The organism is Ferruginibacter sp. HRS2-29 (assembly GCF_024343615.1).
In the GTDB taxonomy this organism is placed as follows: domain Bacteria; phylum Bacteroidota; class Bacteroidia; order Chitinophagales; family Chitinophagaceae; genus Ferruginibacter.
Map to the genome: position 1 here is coordinate 1 of NZ_RJUB01000004.1, position 18485 is coordinate 18485.

The following is an 18485-nucleotide window of genomic DNA, read 5'->3' on the forward strand; positions in this document are numbered from 1 at the left end:
CATTGATAATAAATAGTTATCCTTTATTTGAAGTAAAATACTATAAATTATTGAAATAACGTATAATCAGAATATGAATCGGAGCGTAACTATGAGGAATATGCAATGATTTTTTTAAATCAAATCTGCTGACTCTATGAAACCTTCGACAGGTCCATATCGGACTTGTTATAAAAAACTAAGCCATTCAGAATCAATGCTTTTATTTTTTCGGTCTATTTTTTAGTCTATCAATGCGGAAATTATTCAAGAAATCTTACCCTACTGACGTAAAATAGAAAAAGGGACTATTTGTATTGATAGTCCCTTTCGGAAGTCCATATTAGCCTCAACAAATAAACATGCGCAAATTTCTTGTCGGGACCTGCTAAAAAATAGTGAAAAATTACTTGCAGATTTCTAATGTAATATTTCGATTATCCCGTCGCACTAAAACAGCTTTTCGAATTTCCCCATTTTCAATTGATACATTAAAACCGACTTCAGTTTTTTTATTACTGTTCCATCGGGTGTTTTCTAACAACCTGGAAATATCCTGCACAAAACCAGGAAGTTGATTTTTATTCAAGCTCTTTGATAGTATACGAGACGCATGACCATTCGCGTCGATCAATACCCAAAATCGAATATTTTTCCATTGGAGATTATTGGCAGGCCATGTTTTTTGCTCTTGTTCAGCCAACTTAATTTTTCCAAGTTTTGTACAAAAAAGAGAATCGTTTATTAAAGGAATTGATTTTATACTTTTTAAGTTTACTGTAAACAATTCGCCTTCGGGATTAAAATCTATTAATTCTGCGCTTGTAAATTTATTTTCAAAATTAAAGTCCCAGGAAATATTGGTGTTCTTCAACGAAATAACTTTTACCCTTTGTCTCCCCGTATTGATACCCAATCGTCTTTCCGGCTGTAAAATGATACAAGCAAATATTTTTCTTTCAATACTTCATAATAAGCAGATGAGTCGACGGGAAGATTTGCAATTATTTTTTATTTTTTAATAATTGGCCAGTCGAATCCAAGTAAAAATTATCTCCTTTTAAAAGGAAAAAAATACTTTGCGCTTTGGGTATCCTGAACAAAAAATTGTGATAGTGATTTTATTGTTTGCGAGCAAACGGAGTTAATTGAAAACGCACATATTAATAACAACAGATTTTTCATACGCATTTATGACTTGCCGAATTCCTCATATAGCATTCAAGAAGGCAGTATTTAATTCTCTAAAAAACTAATGAATACTTGCCGTAATAATATTTTCCCGCACAAGTTTAATCTTTGACCTTTTCGGATCGAACCAGCGCAGCGCCTGGCTGGTATGCCATAGGAAATGAAAATCCCAGTGTTTACCATAATGATTTAAATCATATACAACCACACGCTCTTTTTGCTGGCGTTCAACAGGAAGAGGAGAATATTGCTTTTGAAATGGATACATACTGAGAAAAACATACCTATCTGCATAAACTTCAATTTCAAATACCGAATCCTTGGGAACTATAAGCAGTAAAGAATCATTCAAGTAAAGTCTGTTATGCTGATCATAGGCAAATTTTTGCTTAACAATTTTGAAATCTTCCCGATAATTCTCTTCGTCGTAACTCACATAGTATTTTCCAATTGAAACTAATTTTTGGCCAATGGCCCAAAGACCCGCTATTTGAAAGGCCAGAATACAAATGACATAACGTAACATAAAATATTTATTTATTTTGAGGTGTGTAATATGGACTTCCCCCACCAATTCCTGTTGGCGGCCCATAATTAAAAATTGGTGTAGGCACCCCTGATGCTGCTCCTGCTTCAAATCTACCTTTTGGGCCATATCCATTTTTGCTACAAACATAAACGGTACCTGTTTTATATCTTAGCAAAAACGTAGCATAGTGTGAAGTTCCTCCGGATTTAGTTCCGTCTGTGGGAAGTTTATTATTATAACTTTCCTGCATGTCCTTAGTTTGTTTATCTTGACTGCCATAGGTGTGCATCACTCACAGATCGGCAGGTATGAAAAAGGAGAAGCAAGCCCCGCCGCAAACGTACTCAAAAAAATGGCCAATACCCTGGATGTTTCCACTGATTATTTAATCAACGGAACCACCGCCGACCTGGCAGCAGAGAACATTAACGATAAAACACTCATTAACCAGTTCAACAAAATCAGTGAACTGACAGAAGAAAATAAAACAATAGTTTCTAAATTAATTGATGCTTTTCTTTTCAACAGGAGATCAAGCAAAAACTGACGCAATAAATAAAGCCACTCGATTGAGTGGCTTTATTCGTTTTATTTGTAAATAACTTCGCTATAGAATTGCTTTTTAACCACTGTATCCTTATCTAAAGTATAGCCATTGTAGCTATCACCTTTCTTAAAAAGAACTTCGTTAAGATTCACATGAACCGTCGTATTTTTTTTTATACTATCTCTTACAATACTACAGGACGCTGTGTCCAGTCCGCCATTTACAAAAAATGTCAACTTGATTTCATCCCATTTTACAGGTTGGGTTATTTTAAACTCTGTATAACTAATTTGCTCCTTATTTCGTTTTACGATGTGTTTCGCATACAATGTATCACTTACATTTGTAACGATTTCAATAGCAGGTCTTGTGTCACTATTATTTTCCAATAGCACAGTAATATAACCCGAACTATTATTACAGGAAGAACCAACCAATATCAGTATAGAGTATAAAAAAAATTTGTATCGCATAATATTTAGTTTAGTTATTAACTATTAATGGCATCCTTGCTCCTTTAGATATATTTTTATAATACGGCTCTTGGTTCGAAGAAGTGTTGTAAAACCAATTATTAGTACTCTTGATGCTGTGTTGACTATTAGCCCCCTTGTTAAGTGCGCCATTCTTAGATCTATTGAACATCTGCATTATCTGTAGTCCATCAAATTTAGAGCCGCCGCCGTTAGAATAATCATAACTCATTGCATTACCAGTTCCTTTTGGCTCATGTGACAAGCCCATATTGTGTCCAATCTCATGAACACTGGAGTTAATCAACCAGTTCATATTGCTTGAGTTTTCGGTATATGCAATTTTACCATTTAAGGCTGATACTCCTCCGGCACTTCCTCCCCCTAAAGATGGGTCTGCCTTTCCTGTTACATCATCAACAACAACTAACAAATGGTCAGATGACGAGACATCATCCATACTATTTGCCACCGTATATTGTGCATCAAAATTGTAAACGTCAGTGACATTTCCGTTTACGGACATTGTTGTACTTGAGTTAAGTTTGTTATTAATACCCGACACAAGGTCGCCTACAGCGTTTCGGGGACTAGAACAGCCGCCGCCGCCTTGTTTAACACCTGCCAAGTCTAAAACCTTTCCTGTGATATGGGTCGTGTGTGTGATTATAGTGCTACCGTCCTTTTGTTTTACGGTAGTAGTGGTTGTCCAAGTACTATCTCCATTAACATCAATATTTTTTATTGGGTCATTCGCAGCATACTGATAAGGAGACATCGAAGCATATTTATCTGCAAACCTATCTTGTGTGAAAAAACGCCCTACTTGTGCATCGTACATCCTTGCCCCATAATCCATCCAATCCAACCCACTACCCTCGCTGAATTCATTACGCTGCTCTTCCTTACCATTATACTTAGACTTATTTTCCATCCTACCCGCTGCTTTGCTGCTGATAGCAGTCATAATTAGTCCAAAAGGATAATAATGCGTTTCCTCAAGGAGCGGGCCAGCAAGATGATCCACTTTCAGGTCGTCAAAATAAACCTGACCCTGGCTTTCATTACTTACATATACATAAAGATATCCATTCTTATTTACAGTAATGTAGTCGCCATTATTAGCCAGCAGTGTTTTTTTACTGTCACCGCTATTAACGGTCGGTATCGTCATAGCACCACAATTGCCGCTCACCATTTTGAACTGCTCTTCATCGAGCACCAGCCAGGTTAAGTAGGCTTTGGGCTGATTAAGTGCTGGTGTGGGTTGTATCCGCCAAAGCTCATTAAGAGGAGTATTTAGCATGTTACTATTGCCCAATGACGTCCCGCTTATTTTTCCTACCCCCGCAATACCTTCACTCAAAATACTTACCAGGCTGGTTACAATGGACGAAGCCCCTCCAAGCTCCTGTGTATTTGTAGCACCGGGTTGGTACCACCCAAATACACTCGCTTTAAATTTGTCCCCGGCCATCACCTTCAGCAATACTCCAGGACCAATCCGCCGGTCAGCACTTGCAGAATTGTTTACCATACTCACTTTTGCATTGCCCCCATCAGCGTCAAATCCTGATGGTTTGTTATATTCAGTCGCGGTTACTTTTGTAAATAACTGATCTTCAAAACTACGGGTAACTGTTTCCATAGTAGCTTTATATAATGCTGCTGGTTTAACTTCATCAGTAAGAGTCATTCGCACATTACCCAAATGATCCTTTATAAAATAATCGTATTGCCAGGAGGCTGTTGTGGCACCTTCTGCGGGGACGTAACGGATGCGCCCTTCCTCATGACTGATGTATTGCTGAATATCCTGTAACGGCGCAATTGGACCAGAGCCGTTAAAATACTGTAGGGATTGATAAACAATGTTGTTGAGGTAAGTAGTGGTGGTTACTTTCCAGGTTGTTCGGCCTGAACTTTCTGTAACAATTTTACGCAGCTTATTTCCGGCAGCATCGTATACGTATTGTATGGTTCCTCCACCAATATAGACTGATTGAGGTGATACAGAAATCTCTATTTGTTCGGGTAAATTGAGATAATTATACGTGGTCGAATAGATACGTTTGTTGGCATCGGTTAGCATATTCCCGTTATCGTCGTAGGTGTAATCGGTACTGGTTTTTGTTGACGGACTATATTTAAAATCTCCCAGCTTACTATCGTTGTCATTCTTAGCATCTGTCACTAATTTTAGGCGGTTGGATAATCCGTTGGGATCCGTGTAAGTGTATGATAACTGATCAATCCAGTCACTTGCGCCGAGCAATAAACTTTTTTGCCACATTGATTTTATATTACCGTTGGCATCATAGGCAGAAGAGGCTGTTTCACCATCGCCCATCTTCACGCTGAAATCTACATTTTGTGAGTTTACCCATGTTCCGTTATGTTGTGTGAAGTCTGCTTTTAACAGGCGGTTCGCCATATCATAATCATAGCCAAAGGCACGTAGTTCATTATCCCCCATACTGCGCCAGGTGGTACCACTGATATTACCGTTGTATTGATTTTTTGTAAAGCCGAAATCGTAGCTAAGGGTAAAACCAAATTTACTAGTAGTGTTGACCGCATTTACATAATCTTTATTAACTCCGGAGAGCCAACCGCGAAGATTATAATTGTAGGTAAGAGTTTCCAAGCCTGCGCCGCTATTATAGGCAGGCGAAAGATTTTTTGTTTTTAGCTGCCCTAATTCCGTGTAGGTATTTGCTGCAATTACTTTTGTAATACCATCGTCATTCAACTGTTTTGTAACCTGTTGTAAAGTACCATTGCTATTGTAGGCCATTTTTGTAAGTATGCGGGTCAACGGGTTCGAAGTCGATATTGGATTTGTCTGTTTTTGATACGAAGCTAATAGTTTACCGCTGAAATCATACCGGGAACTGGCTATATCCATTCCACCATTGATATTGTCGGCAAGCACCTGGATCACCCGGTTCTTTTCATCATAATAAGTGGTAGTAATAAGATATTGGTTGGCGGTTCCCAGCACTTTTGTTTTTGTGCCGGTCACTTTTCCTGTAGCCATCACCGCTTTCTGCACCGTTTCAGCAAAAGGGTTGCTGCCTGCATCCAACTTACTGATATCGGTATTGTCGAAGGATTTTGCTCCACTGTAACTATAATTATCGTAAAAAGTTTCAGTCAATACTTCACTGAGTGCCGGATAAGTAGTAAGCGATTGAAAATAGACCCGGTCATTACTACTGTTGACGAAGCCTGTTGCTACTGGACGGTCAATTTCGTCGTATTGTGTGAGCAGCCATTTTTGCCCACGCATATTGGCATCCTGTGTCATTACAACACGGTCACGTTTATCATACACCATCCACACTTCGCCCGCTCCAGGCACTTTCTTGATGATCATGCGGTTACGGTTATCATACTCGTAGCGAAAGCATTGTTCGTTTAACAATGTAGTAGTGAGAGTCCAATTAAGTTGGCTATGCATATACTCTACTCCACGAGGCTGGATAACGCAACGCAGGTTGCCAAAATCATCGTATATGTAGTAGGTACTCAACCATCCATCGTAGTCGGCACCCGGCGAATTGCCCAGCGCTACCTTTTTCAACAATATCTTGCCTTCCTTATCCTTAAATTCAACTACTTTCCCATTTTGTTCATCACGGGAAATCGTCTTGTAAAGTCGCCCGGCCGGATATTCACCTGAGTTGGATGGTATGCTTCCGATGGCTTCAGCTATTGACCATATTTTTACTTTATCCGCAACCGTATTTAATTCATAGGTCATCAAGACACCACGATTGCTTCCTGCCCATGTGTTACCCGCTGGCATTGTTTCCTTTACCCGGCCGAGTGGAGCTTGTTCAAAAACCGTTTTACTGTAATATGCTTTTTCATTTACATATTGCGGATCGGTACTATAAAAAGACTTTTGCTCGGCGTAAGGATTAGTTTTAAAATATCCATCAGTTGCAGTACCCGGATAAGAAAGGTATTGGACTGATTCGCGACCATATTGATCGAATACTTTATAGCTGACCATATCTTTTCCCTGCGGAGAGGCTTGTTTGATAACTGTCTGTACGGTACGGCCAAGCCCATCAGCATACATGGTGGTTACTTTTACATCGCTTAAGGGCTGCGAAGCGACTAACAAAGGGTCGGTGATCGGTTTCCAGGGCTCCCATTGTCGCACATAGTTGATCTTGGCATCGCCGTTATTGGCTACAGGCATACTTAGTAAAAACTCCGCAGGGTATACTGTCCATGTGCTGGGAACATTTTGCGCAGCGGCATTTATAGAGATCACAGTCCCCAATAAACAAAAAATTGATTTATGCATTCTGCTTTTATACATTGCTAAACTTTTAAAGATTTATAGCTCAACGAGACCGCCTAAACATTTTGTCGAGCCGGTTGTTAAGAATGTAGCACTTTCATATCCATCGCTCCACACATATTTCCACGTACAATACCAGGTGTTACCTGATTTTACCGAACTCACCAGTGTCTTCACACCAGTTTCGCAGACACCGTTGACTAACCGCTTATCTGCACCGGTGCAAGTAACTGTATTTACACATTCCCCTACACCTGTTGTAGTGGCTGTCCATCTGAGGCTCAGATATGTAGGACTGCAATTATTTTCATCCCGCTCTTCTTTTTCTTTTGCTCCTGTGTACACGTTATTAGAGTTGGTTAGGCAACGGGTATTACCTGTAGGCAACCAGTTGGCAATTTTATTGGCACATGGTGTTATTGCCTGGTTATACTGGTAATCGTATTGCTTTAAGATATTTCTGTCAATATCACGTACCCTCAAGAGCCTGTTTAAACCATCATATTCATAGTATTGGATATTGTTTACAGGATCCGTTATCGTTAAAGTTCCAACAAAAGGAATATAGGTGTAACTGGTCATAAAAGCACCTGCGGGATGCAATCTTACTTCATCCATCTGGTTACATTGAACCGCAACGCTACTCACTCCGGTTACATTCCATTTGTATAAGTTCCAGCTACCCTTAGTTAATAGTAATGTTCCGGCGAGGTTGTTGACAGTGGGTGTATTAGAACCGGATTTGGCCCACAGCGTGATTGTATAATTCTTGCCTGGCGAAACAGTTTTGGTAATTTTCCCTCCAAACGAACGTTTGCCTGTAAGTGCATCGGTGTATGTTGTCCAGTAGTTATTGAGGTCGCTGCTTCCTGCAGGTAAAAGGGTGCCCGTCAAAGTCCAGTTGCCCGTACCGGCAGGGGTTTCAAAACTGCTATATGCGATATCAGTTACCTGTGCATTTTTCACTTCTGCGATGGCCATCGTATTTTCATAATCCCACACATAAGACATCCGTATACCATCTTCTTTAGCAACCTCAAGTGCATTACCGTTGGATGTCATAGCATAATAATGAAGACGCGGCTCTTTATTTGCAGGATTGCTGCCTTTCTGCATATTTACTATTTCGGGTCGATAGATCTTACCACTCCAGTTCTTGTAGTCCGTTTTAACGATTGCCATAACATTTCCTGCCTTGGAAGATTTTGATTCGATCACAGGACTTATTATGTAGTCCGCTACCATAGCTGTGTAAGGTAGAGTTGCATAATCTGCCGGATAAGTGGATTCCTGAACCAATATTTCATTTTTACTATTAGTAGTGGTAATTTTGGTAGGTTGGGTATGTTGAATGTTATTGTATTCATAGCTGGTGCTGGTGACCATAGGATTTTGCCCGTCCTGATCATATTCGGTTATAGAAATGTTATCGAGATGAAACCATATGCTATTATATTTATACTCCCCACAATCGAATGCAAGCAGTTTTTCATTGTTTGGTAAAGTGCCGATTGGCTCCCATTTTTGTCTATTAACATAGCTCGTGAAAGAATAAGATACTCGATTGTCAACACTGTAGGTGCTTTCACTTTTTTTGAGGGTAGTGAACCCTGTTCCATTCTTTTTAAACCAAATTGTTTTTTCTTCTATTCCATTTCTATCCGCATATAGATTTCGGGGCGCTGAGGGCATGATGCTTCCTAACTTTGGCAATGGCCTGCTATCATTTAATTCTGTATAAAAGGAATGCTGAATGCCTCCGTTGACAAACGCCGCATCATCAGACTCGATTACATCTGTATATGCGACTGATGACCCACCAAAACTGATGGTGCCGGAAATGCTGCTGGAGCTAAATTGGGCCAGGTTATTACATAAGATCTGTGAATAAATTACGCTGCTACCTGTTGTATAAGATGCACAAGTACCCCCGCCTTCATAATGTTGAGACAGATCAGGAACCAACATACCCATACCGGTACTTTTCTGCAGATTGGTAAGGCCTGCATATTTGTAATATCGGGTTGTTTGTTTATTACTGACTGGATCAAATGAAACGATGTTATTCACGCGTAAGCCGCAGGCAGGATTATTTTGCCAACGAGCGGTGAGCACCGGACTATGTTCAATAGTAAGAGTGGCCTTGGTATTAATCAAAAATATTTTTATTTCGGCCCGATATTCGGTAAACGGCTGAAGATAGAAACTTGAATAGTTTTGCTTGAACTCTCCATACTCTTTCTTTTTAAGGATGGGGCCAATTGCAGTAGTGCCTTGATATAGCTGAAATTCAAACAGCATATGATTATCCTCGGGAATATTCGAAGTGTATCCAGGGTTTATCTCTGACTTGATGGTCGTTTTTGCAAATGGTATCGCACCTGTGGTGAAAGTGATAGTCTTCATAGTATACTGAGTGATATTCGAGTTTGGTCCCGTTCCCTCAGTGCTAACTACTGTAAAACTGCTGTCGTATACCTGCTCGGGCAAAGTATGTTGCTCGTAATTGAATTCTTCGGAACCTCCTGTCGGATAAATTACTTTTTTAAGCACCCCCTTTTGCATGCTGGTAAATTCCGGGGTACGGTTCGTCACTTCTCCAGGACTTCCATACATCCAACCGTTATCCACCGGCGCAAATCCAGTATTGTTGGTAGCTCCGTTGAAGTAACCATAATAATCCTGGGCATACGACTTTTGGGAAGGCAATGAACGGTCGTTGTATTCAAACTGATGTACAAGCGTTGCATCTGGTATCCCCCTACGAGGTTGGTAGAATAGGTATACAGTTTTTTCAGGTAAAAACGCTGATTTTTGTCATTTGCTATGTTGAAACTTTCATATTCAAAATGATATCGTTTTAGTGCCGTGGCAACACTGGTAGCCCCCTGCGAAATAGAAATATCATCAAGCCGTTTATCCCCACCAAGGTCACCGCGTGAACTATAAGTAAGGGAAAGCATCAGTCCACTGGAAGTAGTAATACCAGTTAGATAAGAGGTGGTATATTTAACCTCATTCATCATAGGCGCTGTCCATCTTCCTACGCAAGGATTGCCTGCATTACAGATTGCGTTATAGGAATTACCTGCCGATGGAGTTACTATCATAGATTGGCTGGGGCCCTGGATAGTTTCAATAGTAACCGGCAGATAACTGAAGTTAATTAAATCACCTTCCGGTGTTTCTACTTTCCGAAGAAACCACCCTGTCTGGCTCGCTTTATTATTACGTCCTATACCGTTGGTCGTATAACTAACTGTGTATTCCTCAAAGCTGTTTGGAGACGTTGCAGCATCTCCGAAAATATAACGTGTTCCCCTTCCATCGGTTAGTGTGAACACTTTTCCGCTTTTTTCTATTTTGATGTTGCTATGGCTCATCATCCTGGGAATATTATTTTCATCCATAAAAAATTTCCCTGACATACCATTTACAGAAAATGAATATTCATCACGTTCTGTATCATAATTATCCTTATTGGCATAAAAAGCATAATCATATGTTGCAGCAGCATTTCCGAAGTCCGGAGGACTTTTCCAGGTCACTGATGGGTCACCATCGGCCTCATCGTGGATGGTACGGGTTATACTTCCTCCGGCAATGAGGTTCCAACCAAGTCCTACCCGGCTTGCGATATCGTTCACTTTTACCCCATTGGTGGAATACGAAAGTGCAAGCGACATTTTTACGCCACCAGCCGCAACGTCGAAAAGCGGGATACTTACATTGGCTGCACCGGTATGTAACCCAGCGCTCAACTCACCTATCTTTGCAAGCGATGCTAGTTCCGGAGATGGAGGTACTATGACGGGGAGGTCGTTGGGTGCCTGGCCCTGGGTCATCGTTGCTGCTAGCCCCATTGCTGCGCAGCAAAATAATCGTTTGAAAATTCTCATGTTACACTTTACATTTAGTCTGTTAGAATCCGTATCCTACCCTGAATAGTATTGGCTGACTCACCGGTTTGTGGGTACGATATAAAAAATCGTATAATATTTGAAATCGGGTTGTTTTTGTAAACTTTGATTTTAGTGGTAATTTTTTCATCAGGCCTACCAGCCCGGCTACTTGCCAGTTCGCTTCATTTTGTAATTGGCTGAATTTCCTGAATTCACTATTATGGTTTAGTTCGCCACCACCACTTACAAAAAGATTCTTCTTTATCTTCCAATCAACGTAACTTCTCAAACCTATCCCCTGATGGCTAAAACGGATATGTTGGAATGATCCCATACCTAATTTGTAGCTTATCCCAAGGCCTGCGCTGCTATTATCATTTATTTTATACCCGGCTGTCACCGCGATATCTGCTATGGAAGGCAATAGGTTACTCTTTGCAAATTGTATGTTCAATCCATATTCCATTCGCTGGGCAAAAGTTTTTGAACGTTGGTTGTTTGGCTTAAAATCCGGGAACTCATCATCTGTACTGGTACCACCTTTCGTTAGTTTTTGTTTCATTTTTGATAGCTCTGCCTGTGCGGCCTGCAGTTGCTGTTTCATCATATCTTGTGCATTTGGTCCACCGGCGGCGATACGGCTTTGCAGTAGTGTATTTACGCTTGATCGCGTCTGTAATCCGGCAAGGCTCTCGGGTGAGCCATAATTTTCGGGCACGCCAAAAATTGAAGCCAACATGCTATTCTGTTATAGAAACTTCTTAAAGGCCGGTATTTTATTCAGCAGTTCTTTAGCCGTGGCTTCTGCTTTTTTTGAATCGGAAAATATCTCCTTGTAATTTTTAAGTGTCTCGGTATAGTAATAACCTTCTTTATTGATTTTAGCCAGGTATTTGCTATTGCCGATATATTTCAGCGATTCCTTAATGAGCTGCTTTTTTCTTTCACGAATGAATTTTTGCACCGCTTCGCTTTGCTGTACATCTTTTTCCAGCGACTCCATTTTTTGAGCAGCTTTATTCACAGGTTGATTCAAAGAAGAATCGAGCAACTGCTTTTGCTGCATCACAAATTGCAGGCTCATGGTGAGATTATCGCGATATTCATTATACTGGGCGGTATAGCCTTCAGCGACTACTTTTCCCTGTTGCAATTTTTTCTGTAAACCAGCGAAGGTCATTTCTTCGTTCGCAAACAGACGTTGTTCTGTTTCCGGACTTGGCTTGTGCAGTAATGAGCGGATTTTAGTTTCCCATCGCGTAAGTTTTGCTACTGTTTTTTCAGTTTTGGAAGTGAGGCGGGTACTGTACTTGGTAATTTTTTTATCAGCCTGAGCAAAATATTTAGAAGATAACTGCTGTAAAGATTTTAATGAAGAGTCTGCCTGAGCATTGATTTGCAGTGTACAGACCGTTGTTATCAGGATTAAAAGACTGAGCTTAGGGCGGCTCATAAAGTTAGTTTTTAGTTATCGAAGGGCAAAGCAAACCTAAGTATTTAATTTAAAAGAAAAACATGAATTGGGCTATTTAGAAGAATAATAATTTACACTTGCACTGAAAAACAACAACGACAAGACTTATTAAAAATAAAAATATCTGAAGATAGGCCCAGATGAAGAAGATCTGATAAGCAAAAGCTATTTTAACTGTTCGAAAAGTGGGTGCTTGTTTTTATCGCCTATCTTCTTTAAAAAGCAACATATTCAACTGTATCGCTACATCGATCTGAGCTTCTAGAGCATTACGCAAAAACTCGAGTTTTACAATTTCTACACCGCTATACAATTCCCTATCGGATCGGCGTACTCTCTTAGCAGGAACCGACTTTCCCGCAGGAAGATCTTCGGTATCGGATGCAATAACGAACGGTACTGCTGGCGGCTTTGATTTTGGGCAAGATTTCTCTTTCTGCACTTTTGCCTTTCGATTTTTTTCCAGAGCGTATTCCAGCTTTTCTACAAGAGTATTATGTTGCGAGCAGAGTCGGGATAATAAAGTATCCATGCAGTGCCTGATCTCACTATACTCGTCTACTGTATTAATTTGTTCCAGATCAAAATTCATACTATTGATTTTTTAAAAAAAAGGCCGCACACTTGTATGCGGCCTTAATATTCATTCAGCGTTTCCACCACCGAACAAACGCACGCAAACTCAACGAGATTACAAAACTTACTACAGCACCAATAGCTGCCAGTAGTATAGTTTTGAGAATATCATTGGTAGCGATGTTGATCAGCAAGATGGTGAGAAAACCTCCTGCCGTTCCGGCTTTTGTGGAAGCGCAGAAGAAGGATTCGTTCAACATCAATTATCGCGTTTTACTGCGGTTTGACTTACCGCGGTGGCTACACCTCCCGCTACGGCCAGGTATCCCGCTATTTTGATGATCACGGCTGGAAGCGCTACAGGTCCCGCCATAATAGTGGCGCTTACTGCTGCAAGCCCAAGCCCGATGTTGCGGAGCTTTTTGAAAAAGACAGGTGTCTTTTTGTTCATTCGTTTTATAACTGTGTTAATTTTTTTTTTGAATGTAAAAAAATGAAGTTGCCTGAGGTATTTCTTTGGATATGTTGATGAATAGATCTGATTGGCATGGCAAGAATCATGTGCCTTAGAATTTGTGAAGTCTGTAAGCAAAAGAAAGTTTGTTGATGATGCAGACGACCCAACAAGTGCAATAAATTTTAATGTTCAGATTTCAACTGTGAGAAGCCAAACTGTTTATGCTATCCCTTTGCAGGATCAGACTGTTCAGGTGCAAAAAATCCACTATCAATTAAATGCTTGCTAACTAACTGATAATATGATATCCCCAATTTGTGATGTTTATTATTTCCATAGACTTCAGCATGAAAGTTTAAAGCTTGTTTAAGAATTTCTAACTTTATAGTGCAATTGAAAGACATCAACACCCCTGTTAAATCTTTATTGAACTTTTTGTGAGGTGAAATGTTTATAGAACTACCATCAACAGCTTTTAACGCTATGTACATTTGCTTCCTTTTTGTCGGATGTGCCAGGTCATTGAAAAAGCCATACATCATACGATAACCTGCCGAGCCGTTTTTTGGGTTAGGAGTTTCGCCATCTTTATCCTTCCCATCTGTGATTTCCTGCAACCGCACCATCATTTCATAGTCCTGTTTTAAAGTTGCAGCAGCCTTAATGTAACCACCTTCAAAAATAAGTTGTGATGCCATATCGATGCCCTGCAAATACGCAGCCATCTGCAACATTTTCAACTTTTGCCTCCTATTAACCAGTCGGTCATTTTCAATCATATCCGTAACTAGAAAAATGATGGTTGCATCTAAAATATGCAACGGTTGAAGTAATTTTTCTTGTTTCGAAAACTCGATTGACTGCTTTAAAGTTTCATTTCCTTTTTGATTGTATTGCTTTTTGATGTTATTGTGATGGGCAATGAACTCATTGATTTCTTTTGAAAATAAGTCAGTTGACTTTTCACTCATAAGGGTTTTTTATTCTAAGATAGACAATTTCCCATTTGAACATTTTTAAAGGATAAAGCCTTTAATGAGTTCACGAAGCCCAATACTCTATACTGAACATTCTTGGGAACTATTCCATATACGCCGAACTTAGACCAGAGAAGATTTTATATTGAAAGTAAACAGTATATTAGCGAAATTTAATTTCGTACCATGGAAAGATGCTTTGTTATTCAACCCTTTGATAGGGCAAAGTTTGATAAAAGATATGTCGATATTTTTAAACCTGCGATCGAAAAGGCTGGTTATGAACCTTATCGTATTGACAATGATTTAAGTGTTAGGGTGCCCATAGATGATATCGAAAAGGGTATTTCAGAAAGTGATATCTGTTTTGCGGAAATCAGCATTGACAATCCAAATGTTTGGTATGAATTGGGGTTCGCTGTTGCCTGTGGTAAAGACGTAATTATGGTATGTTCGGACGAGCGGGCGGGCAAATTTCCATTTGACATTCAACATAGGCACATAATTACTTATCAGACAAGTTCATCTAGTGATTTTGCAGTGTTAGGCGATACGATAACAAGAAAAATATTAGCATTTAGAGAAAGAGCGAAAACTGTTAAAAAACTACAATCCACTCCGGTTTTAGAAACTGAAGGTCTGACTAGTCATCAAATCGCATTGCTGATTTTGATTATGGAAAGTCAATTGACTTCTGACTACGGTGTAGCTATACATGACTTGCAAAATGAAATGAATAAAGCAGGTTACACAAACATTGCTACAACCGTTGGTATCTTAACGCTCACGAAAAATGGAATGGTTGAAACATTCAAACAATCTGACGATTATAGCAATAATCAAGAATACGCCGCATGTCGTTTAACCTCTCTGGGACAGGACTGGATTTTATCAAATCAGAACTTATTACAGTTTAGGCAACCACCAGGGCAAACTAGTCCCGTGGATTTAACTGATGATTTACCTTTTTAAAACTCAATATAATTTAATGCAAACTAATACTTCAACAAAACCTTTTGTTTTTACTTTGATGCCTTTTCATACTGACTTTAATGACACATGGAAGTTGGGAATTAAAGCTGCGTGTGAAGATGCAGGTACTTATGGAGAAAGAGTAGATGAACAAATTTATGAAGAAAGAATGCTTGACCGGATTTACAATCAAATCAATAAAGCTGACATTATTGTAGCTGATATGACAGGTAAAAATCCAAATGTTTTTTATGAAGTTGGATATGCACATGCACTTAATAAACGTGTAATACTTATTATTCAAGAAGCTGCTGACATCCCCTTTGATTTAAAACATCATCCTTTTATCGTGTATAACAAAAGTATAAGCACTTTAAAAAGTGAGTTAACAAAAAAGCTTCTATACTTTATTCAAAATCCAGAAGTGCCGGCTATCCCCGATAACACTGAATTAGTATTTTCTGTAAATGGCACTCGAATTACAGAAGACAGTGTTCTTGAAGTGAAAGGGAATTTTTATGGTCTTACTGAAATTCCGCTACCCATAGACATTTTAAACAAATCACAAAATGTTGTTTCTAATATCAAGTTAGGTCTTCTAACAGACGAAGGATTTGTGGGTGATGATAGTCCTAACAAAAGATTAATTCCTACTGAAGAAGGTTATATTCTACATTTTGATACTGAGTCAATCATTGACCTTTATCCTTCATCATATCATAGGATAGACTTCATACCACATAACAATCGCACAGAAAAACTCGAAGGGCAGTATAAAATGGTTTTGCAAGTATTCACTGCTTATGGAGTAAATTCAGTTAATTTCATAGTTGATGCAGTGCAGCCAATTAACCCGTTTTAAAAAGCAATGAATGAACATTCCAAATGAGTTACTAGTAACCCTGCGCAAGATTCAGTGATAAACCTTTATCAAAATAACAACAACTGCATTGACATCTCCTTGATATTTTTATCAAAAATTGATTTTAGATGTACTTCAATTGTGCTGCTGCTTTTATGCCACATTGCATAGGAATGAACGATACAGGTGTACCATTCAACTTCAAAAACAGTGATAACAGCCCCTTAATAATCCAGCTTTAAGCACTCAAAAAAATAATGTAACTTGTATTTCTTAAACCATTTTAGAAAGTATGGCTTCAATATCCCTCGATCTCAACGAAAAAAATCACGGTGCTTTCACTGCGCTGGAAGACGGTAAAAAACTAGGTGAAATGGTGATCAGCATCAAAGATGCGCTGCTGACTGTTTACCATACAGAAGTAAACCCTGAAGCCGAAGGCAAGGGCATTGCAAAATTGCTGCTGGCCGAAATGGTGAAACATGCCCGCGAGCATCAACTGAAAGTATTGCCCCTTTGTGCGTTTGTGCATGCCCAGTTTAAAAGGCACCCCGACGAATATGCGGATATCTGGCAAAAAGAATCATAATTCATCAACCCCGTTTATATGGAAAAACTCATCACAGGTATCCATCATGTAACGATCGTTGCGGGTGGCGCCCAGGAAAATATTGATTTTTACGCCGGCTTCCTCGGGCTCAGGCTGGTAAAAAAGACCGTTAATTTCGACGCCGAAGATGTGTATCATTTTTATTACGGTGATGAAACCGGCAGCCCGGGCACCATCCTTACTTTTTTCCCTACAAAGGATTGCAGAGCGGCCGCCACGGTAAGGGAATGCTCAACACCACCAGCTTTTCGGTAGCGGCTTCTTCACTGGATTACTGGCTAAGCCGGTTTGAAAAACATGGCATCACTTACAAAAAACCTTCAGCAAGGTTTGATGACGAAATGGTGGTATACTTTGAAGACACCGATGGCGTGGGGCTTGAGCTTGTATTCAATGACCGCGACAAGCGCCCCGGATTTACCTACGGGCACATACCACCGGAGCATTCCATCAAGGGATTTTACAATGTGGAAATATGGGAAGAAGGTTATGAGCGTACCGCGGGCTTGCTTACCGAGCAACTCGATCATGTATTGATCAGCGAAAAAGGGAACCGTTTCCGCTTTGCGGCAAAAAACGAACCCGGGAATTTTGTAGATATCGTTTGTTCGCCTGATAGTTTGAAAGGCTTGCCTGGCCGTGGTTCTGTGCACCACATCGCTTTTGCCACCCCCGACAAAGCGACACAGGAAAAAGTACGTATCAGGATTTTGCAAAGGATGCTCAACACCACTCCTATCCTCGACCGCAATTATTTTACCTCTATCTATTTTCGCGAGCCGGGCGGGGTATTGTTTGAAGTAGCCACTTCGGGCCCGGGCTTCAGCGTGGATGAAGCGCCCGGTCATCTGGGCGAATCGCTGAAGCTTCCACCGCAATTTGAACCGCAGCGGGACTCGATCGAAAAAGCGCTTACACCCATTACGTTGGATATTACCAAATACGATTGAACATGCATACCAAAGACCTGATCTTTGCGGGGAAAAATATAGATGAAGCTACAAAAGCCCTGATCATGGTGCATGGCCGTGGCGGCAATGCGGAAGACATTTTATCGCTGGCGCAATACTTTCAGGTGAAAGAGTATGCGTTGATTGCGCCACAGGCGAAAAATAACAGCTGGTACCCGAATTCTTTCCTGGCCCCGCCTAAAAACAACGAGCCTTGGTTATCTTCTGCCTTGGAAGTTTTGAAAGAAACGGTAAAGGATATAGAAGAAAAAGGGATAGCTAAACAACATATTTATTTCCTGGGGTTTTCGCAGGGGGCCTGCCTTACACTTGAGTTTGTAACAAGAAATGCTGCAAGATACGGTGGCGTAGTGGCGTTGACGGGAGGATTGATCGGTGATAAAATATATCCCGATCATTATTCCGGCGATTTTGAAAACACGCCTGTATTCATTGGCAGCTCAAATCCCGATCCGCACGTACCGGTAGAAAGAGTGTATGCCAGCAGCAATATTTTGAGAAGCAAACATGCCGATGTTACCGAAAAGATCTACAACAACATGGGCCATACGATCAATGAAGATGAAATTGAAATGGCTAATAAGACCATATTCATATAAAAATTGCCCGGTTATCAACCGGGCAATTTTTATATGAATTATGAATTA

19 protein-coding genes are annotated in these 18485 nt (G+C 40.1%); 7 read left to right on the top strand and 12 right to left on the bottom strand.

The features are described 5' to 3' along the window. Nucleotides 1–385 precede the first annotated feature (385 nt). Together EGI32_RS02155 and EGI32_RS02160 are read right to left on the bottom strand one after the other, a co-directional pair. Nucleotides 386–853: a hypothetical protein gene (locus EGI32_RS02155; protein ID WP_255153716.1), complete on the bottom strand. Its 468-nt coding sequence runs from the start codon at nt 851–853 to the stop codon at nt 386–388. A gap of 378 nt (nt 854–1231) precedes the next feature. Next, complete coding sequence (locus tag EGI32_RS02160) at nt 1232–1846, bottom strand: hypothetical protein (protein ID WP_255153717.1); 615 nt, start codon at nt 1844–1846, stop codon at nt 1232–1234. Nucleotides 1847–1967: 121 nt separating this feature from the next. Between EGI32_RS02160 and EGI32_RS02165 the strand changes: the two genes are divergently transcribed. Further along, nucleotides 1968–2246: a helix-turn-helix domain-containing protein gene (locus EGI32_RS02165; RefSeq protein WP_255153718.1), complete on the top strand. Its 279-nt coding sequence runs from the start codon at nt 1968–1970 to the stop codon at nt 2244–2246. Nucleotides 2247–2287: 41 nt separating this feature from the next. Here EGI32_RS02165 and EGI32_RS02170 read toward each other — a convergent pair whose 3' ends face one another. From EGI32_RS02170 to EGI32_RS02215, 10 genes are all read right to left on the bottom strand, one after another. Then, a complete protein-coding gene (locus EGI32_RS02170) occupies nt 2288–2719 on the bottom strand; it encodes a hypothetical protein (protein WP_255153719.1) in 432 nt (143 codons plus the stop codon). Between the two features lie 10 nt (nt 2720–2729). Then, nucleotides 2730–7055: a DUF6443 domain-containing protein gene (locus EGI32_RS02175; protein ID WP_255153720.1), complete on the bottom strand. Its 4326-nt coding sequence runs from the start codon at nt 7053–7055 to the stop codon at nt 2730–2732. An 18-nt stretch (nt 7056–7073) separates the two neighbouring features. Further along, nucleotides 7074–9746, bottom strand: coding sequence for a hypothetical protein (locus tag EGI32_RS02180; protein ID WP_255153721.1), 2673 nt, complete (start codon nt 9744–9746; stop codon nt 7074–7076). Then, complete coding sequence (locus EGI32_RS02185) at nt 9629–10936, bottom strand: hypothetical protein (RefSeq protein ID WP_255153722.1); 1308 nt, start codon at nt 10934–10936, stop codon at nt 9629–9631. Before EGI32_RS02185 ends, EGI32_RS02180 begins: the two co-directional genes overlap by 118 nt. 22 nt (nt 10937–10958) lie before the next feature. Next, entirely contained in the window at nt 10959–11678 is a 720-nt protein-coding gene (locus tag EGI32_RS02190) for a hypothetical protein (RefSeq protein ID WP_255153723.1), read from the bottom strand. Nucleotides 11679–11687: 9 nt separating this feature from the next. Then, nucleotides 11688–12392, bottom strand: a complete 705-nt coding sequence (locus tag EGI32_RS02195) for a hypothetical protein (RefSeq protein ID WP_255153724.1) — start codon at nt 12390–12392, stop codon at nt 11688–11690. 220 nt (nt 12393–12612) lie between these two features. After that, nucleotides 12613–13005, bottom strand: a complete 393-nt coding sequence (locus EGI32_RS02200) for a hypothetical protein (protein ID WP_255153725.1) — start codon at nt 13003–13005, stop codon at nt 12613–12615. A gap of 55 nt (nt 13006–13060) precedes the next feature. Further along, complete coding sequence (locus EGI32_RS02205; protein WP_255153726.1) at nt 13061–13249, bottom strand: hypothetical protein; 189 nt, start codon at nt 13247–13249, stop codon at nt 13061–13063. Then, nucleotides 13249–13440: a hypothetical protein gene (locus tag EGI32_RS02210; RefSeq protein WP_255153727.1), complete on the bottom strand. Its 192-nt coding sequence runs from the start codon at nt 13438–13440 to the stop codon at nt 13249–13251. The genes EGI32_RS02205 and EGI32_RS02210 overlap by 1 nt, the downstream gene beginning before the upstream one ends. Before the next feature lie 230 nt (nt 13441–13670). Next, nucleotides 13671–14417 carry a hypothetical protein gene (locus EGI32_RS02215; RefSeq protein ID WP_255153728.1) on the bottom strand — a complete coding sequence of 249 codons (747 nt, stop codon included), beginning with the start codon at nt 14415–14417 and terminating at the stop codon, nt 13671–13673. Nucleotides 14418–14609: 192 nt separating this feature from the next. Here EGI32_RS02215 and EGI32_RS02220 point away from each other — a divergent pair, with 192 nt between their 5' ends. The 6 genes from EGI32_RS02220 to EGI32_RS02245 all read left to right on the top strand — a co-directional run bounded on the left by EGI32_RS02220 (nt 14610) and on the right by EGI32_RS02245 (nt 18437). Continuing rightward, on the top strand, nt 14610–15395 hold the full coding sequence (locus tag EGI32_RS02220; RefSeq protein ID WP_255153729.1) for a nucleoside 2-deoxyribosyltransferase: 786 nt from the start codon (nt 14610–14612) through the stop codon (nt 15393–15395). Between the two features lie 16 nt (nt 15396–15411). Next, nucleotides 15412–16257, top strand: coding sequence for a nucleoside 2-deoxyribosyltransferase (locus EGI32_RS02225; RefSeq protein WP_255153730.1), 846 nt, complete (start codon nt 15412–15414; stop codon nt 16255–16257). A 292-nt stretch (nt 16258–16549) separates the two neighbouring features. After that, a complete protein-coding gene (locus EGI32_RS02230) occupies nt 16550–16846 on the top strand; it encodes a GNAT family N-acetyltransferase (RefSeq protein WP_255153731.1) in 297 nt (98 codons plus the stop codon). A gap of 18 nt (nt 16847–16864) precedes the next feature. Further along, complete coding sequence (locus EGI32_RS02235) at nt 16865–17122, top strand: VOC family protein (RefSeq protein ID WP_255153732.1); 258 nt, start codon at nt 16865–16867, stop codon at nt 17120–17122. Then, nucleotides 17095–17817: a ring-cleaving dioxygenase gene (locus tag EGI32_RS02240; protein WP_255153733.1), complete on the top strand. Its 723-nt coding sequence runs from the start codon at nt 17095–17097 to the stop codon at nt 17815–17817. The genes EGI32_RS02235 and EGI32_RS02240 overlap by 28 nt, the downstream gene beginning before the upstream one ends. A 2-nt stretch (nt 17818–17819) precedes the next feature. Beyond that, nucleotides 17820–18437, top strand: coding sequence for an alpha/beta hydrolase (locus tag EGI32_RS02245; RefSeq protein ID WP_255153734.1), 618 nt, complete (start codon nt 17820–17822; stop codon nt 18435–18437). Nucleotides 18438–18485: the final 48 nt, after the last annotated feature.